This is a genomic window from Pseudoflavonifractor sp. BSD2780061688st1 E11 (genome assembly GCF_005844125.1).
GTDB lineage: Bacteria > Bacillota > Clostridia > Lachnospirales > Lachnospiraceae > Sellimonas > Sellimonas catena.
The window spans coordinates 1-3,546 of the sequence record NZ_SPHM01000078.1 but is presented as its reverse complement, the minus strand read 5'-3'; the positions used below and the strand labels follow the sequence as shown (position 1 = coordinate 3,546).

Annotated in this window: 5 protein-coding genes; all 5 read right to left on the bottom strand. The window is 44.9% G+C overall.

Annotated elements, in window-relative coordinates:
• A partial coding sequence (locus FGQ85_RS17945; protein ID WP_347563116.1) for a hypothetical protein occupies positions 1-313 on the bottom strand: 313 nt, incomplete at its 3' end.
• An 18-nt stretch (positions 314-331) separates the two neighbouring features.
• On the bottom strand, positions 332-1,090 hold the full coding sequence (locus FGQ85_RS17940) for an immunoglobulin-like domain-containing protein (RefSeq protein WP_138374138.1): 759 nt from the start codon (positions 1,088-1,090) through the stop codon (positions 332-334).
• A 20-nt stretch (positions 1,091-1,110) separates the two neighbouring features.
• The gene (locus FGQ85_RS17935) at positions 1,111-1,803 is read right to left on the bottom strand and encodes a polysaccharide biosynthesis tyrosine autokinase (RefSeq protein WP_087254859.1); all 693 of its coding nucleotides are present in this window, start codon (positions 1,801-1,803) and stop codon (positions 1,111-1,113) included.
• An 18-nt stretch (positions 1,804-1,821) separates the two neighbouring features.
• A complete protein-coding gene (locus FGQ85_RS17930; RefSeq protein ID WP_087254862.1) occupies positions 1,822-2,598 on the bottom strand; it encodes a Wzz/FepE/Etk N-terminal domain-containing protein in 777 nt (258 codons plus the stop codon).
• Positions 2,599-2,628: 30 nt separating this feature from the next.
• Positions 2,629-3,363, bottom strand: coding sequence for a CpsB/CapC family capsule biosynthesis tyrosine phosphatase (locus FGQ85_RS17925; protein WP_087167281.1), 735 nt, complete (start codon positions 3,361-3,363; stop codon positions 2,629-2,631).
• Between the last annotated feature and the right edge of the window lie 183 nt (positions 3,364-3,546).

Below are 3,546 nucleotides of genomic sequence, written 5' to 3'. Positions count from 1 at the left end.
AGGTTCCGAAAGCAAGTGCGGCACTGATCAGAATACTCAGTACAATCCCCACAATATGAATTTTGTTCCTGATATACTGCATTCCAAATGTGAGGGCGAACAACAGCAGAAGCACAACAGCTCCTGCTGCCAGATACTTCATCGGAATCATTCCACTGTTAAATAAGATACCGACAAAAATCACAGAAATCAGAAGCTGAATTACTGCAATCACTTTTCCGAGAGTATTTCTCCCTTTTTTCTCGTCGTAATGCCGGGAACCGCGGCGGCCCTGATGTCTCCTGCGTTCCCTCTGCTCTCTTCTCTGCGGCATTTTTATCACTCCTTTTACCTACTGTACAGTCAATGTAAACTCTTCAATATTTGATGTATTATTGTTCGTATCCATCACATAGTAGCGAATTGTATATGTACCCGGAACGGATGTATTGTACTCTCCGTCCGCGTGAATTCTTCTGAATAATGTCGCCGCATCGTCCTGGTCATCCACCACCTGGTCAATCACGGAAAGGACGTCAAATGATTCTCCTGCACGGATTGATCTGGACGTCTCCGTGAGACGGATTGCCGGATTTGCCCCGTCCGGTGTCAGTTCTCCGGTATTTTCCTCCTGTGTTTCCTCAGCGGAAGCCTGTTCCTGTGCTGCCTGTTCATCCTCTGAAGTTTCCTCTGAAGTATCTTCCTCTGTCTGCGCTTCCTCTTCCTGGGACGGTTCCTCTGCTTCAGGCTGGCTGACATTTTGTTCTGCCTGCCCGGTTCCCTCATAATTGACCATCCGTGTTTCGGTTCCGACATTATTGCTCTCATCGATTACCGCATACTGTACAATTGCGCGGGTTCCATCGCTTACTACCGTAATTTTGTCAATAAAAATCTGATCCGTCACATCTCCGTCCCGGTTGTCTTCGGCAGTTACGTCAGCGAGGAGTTCTTCATAATTGTCTCCGTCTTTGTAGGTGATTTCTTTCTCTTTGTCTTCGATCGTGATGACCGGTGCTGTTTTATCCTGTGAAGCAGTGATAACGGCCGCACCGGCTACCAGCACCGCACAGCCTGCTATCAGACACAGGGTTAATAGCCTTTGTCTCATCTTAACGTTCTCCTAATCGATTAATTGTCACTTCCGTAATGTCCGTAATATTTCCCGTAATACTTACCGTAATATTTATTCTGCTTCATGGATACCTTGTTGAGAACAACTCCCAGAATATTACATCCTGTCTTGATAAGCTGATCCTTTACGGAACGCGCGAACTTGTAGCTGACCGTATTGGCTGAAATAACAAGAATCGCCGCGTCACATGCTGCGGACACGATTGCGCTGTCGATAACACTTCCAAGCGGAGGTGTGTCGATAATAATATAGTCATAAATATTTCTTGCCTCTTTTAACAGTGCGGCAAACTTTTTGCTTCCAAGGAGTTCTGCCGGATTTGGCGGAACCGGACCTGCAAAAATGACAAACAGGCCTTTTTCGTTTGTTTTGCAGAGAATTTCAGAAAGATCTCCCTGACCGGAAAGAAAATGGGTCAGACCTTTCATTTCTCCTGTCACCTTATATCTTCCGGCAAGAACAGACTTTCTAAGATCCGCGTCAATAAAAAGAACTTTTTTTCCCGCCTCTGCAAGAGAGTATGCCGTTGATAATGATACCGTACTCTTTCCTTCACTTGGAGCACAGCTTGTAATTGCAATGATCTTATTTTCCTCTCCGGAGAATTCAATATTTGTACGAAGCTGTTTGTAGGATTCATTAATTCTGTAATCCTGCATACTCTTTAAATTTAATGATATTTCTTTCATCTTCAGACCTCCCAAACCTTACTTTTTCGCAGTTTTTTTCTGGAAATTCCGGGCCGAGAGCCCTTTTACACGTTTTTTATTCTTTGCATTTGCCCCGTCATAAACCGGAATGGACGCAAGAACATTCAGTCCAAGATATGTCTCTACATCTTCCGGTGTCTTTACTGTATCGTCCAGCATAAATACCAGAATGATAATACCGGCAGAAATCAGAATTCCGAGAATTGCGACGATCAGCGTATTACGCATCACGCTCGGGCTGCTCGGGCTGTCCGGCAGGTTCGCTTCCTCTACCGTCTTGACAGAGTCAACATCCATGATATCCTGAATCTGAATTCCTACCGCCTGGCGTACCGCATCTGCAATATCTCTTGCCTGTTTCGGTTCGGCGTCTCTTACATTAATGGACATGACACGGGTATCTGTCGGTGTGGTAACCGTGATCTTATCCGCCAGCTCTTCTGTATCCATATCAAGATTCAGAACAGAAATAACTTCTTCCAGAACCGGACGGCTCTTTACCAGTTCCGCATAGTCTTTCGTCAGCTGTGATCCTGTCTGCAGATCATTGTATGTCACGTTTCCGGTGTCCGTTGTTCTGGTCAGCACATAGAACCGGGTTGTTGAAGTATACATTGGCGTAATAAAAAGTTTGGTTCCAACAAATGCCAGAAGCCCCAGCAGGATTCCTGACAGAATAATAATATGTGCCTTGCTCCATAACGTCATAAACAATTCGGTGAGATCTATTGTAATCTCATCATTTTCTTTCACATTCTGGTTTGTCCCTTCCATAAACACTATACCTTCCTAATTCATTCTCATTTAGTACTCGTCAATCTCTTCATTGCGAAGAACTTTCTTGGCATTTTGCCCGAAGATCTGGTCCGCATACTCTTCACCGCAACGTTTGACAACTTCTTTGTATGCCTCCTGCATCTTCGGTGACCGCTTCTCCGGACCATGTGCATCTGTCCCTACCAGCTGGACAAGATGCGCTTTTAATACCTCCCGCAGAAACTTCTTTACGCTTCTGCCGTAACTTCCTGTAATGCTTCCCGCGTTCACCTGGAGATACGCCCCCATCTCCCTGAGATATTCTACGTTTGAGATATCTTCTCTCAGGCAGTTGTAACGCTCAATGTGCGCAATAATAACGGTGTGGCCGCTCATTTGAAGCTTTCTCACAGCATTCAGGATATACTGGAAATCGTCTCCCGGCGAAAACTCCACCAGGATATATCTGGATTTTCTGATGCTCACTGCTTTCCCGGTCTTTAAAAGCTCCGGGACATCCTCCCCGTAATAAATCTCCATCCCAAGACAGATCTGCATCTTCGGGTGAACTTCCTTTGCAAGCTTTCGAGTCAGGAGCAACTGTTTCTTGATCAGATCGATATCATTTTTCCCTCTCTGCTTGTGATAGTGAGGGGTCGCCACCATGATCTGTATCCCCTCATCCCATGCTTTCTCCAGCATGGCCTTTGTTTCTTCCGGAGACTGGGATCCATCATCCACCCCCGGCAGAATGTGACAATGAATATCTACAAACTGGTTCATCTATCCTACTCCAATCTTTCCATACTATTGCTTTGTCAACTATTATACGTTATCCACTCCGCAATTTTCAAGCAATAGTTACAATCCTTTCTATTTTTTTACGTCGACTGAACTGAAAAGTTTATTTCCACTTTAAATGGGCTAAAGTGGATTTTAGTCTTACGCTTATTTCTACTTCCATTC